Genomic DNA, 231 nt, shown 5'->3' with positions numbered 1-231 from the left:
AATATAGGCATCGGCGCGATACGGGCGAATTTTGCCACCGCCGAACCTGGGAAAATTTTAACCCCACTGTTTAACTCATCTACGGCTTTACGGTAAAAGTCTTCTGCGTGGACAAAGTCGAGCTCTAGCTGTATATATTCAGCGAGCTGATCCGCACTCAGTTTGTCTTTATTCACTGTAGCTAATAGCGCTTCTAAACCTTGATCAATCTGCTGCCAAGCGGCTATCGAT

Annotated in this window: 1 protein-coding gene; it reads right to left on the bottom strand. The window is 46.3% G+C overall.

Going from position 1 to position 231, the window contains the following annotated elements; all coding sequences use genetic code 11:
- Positions 1–231, bottom strand: a 231-nt coding sequence (locus AAEY79_RS16590; protein WP_352289909.1) for a hypothetical protein, incomplete at both ends; no start/stop codon positions are given.

The sequence above is a fragment of the Psychrobacter sp. GW64-MNA-CIBAN-0177 genome (genome assembly GCF_040309585.1).
Lineage (GTDB): Bacteria > Pseudomonadota > Gammaproteobacteria > Pseudomonadales > Moraxellaceae > Psychrobacter > Psychrobacter okhotskensis.
This window is presented reverse-complemented; position numbering and strand designations above follow the sequence as displayed.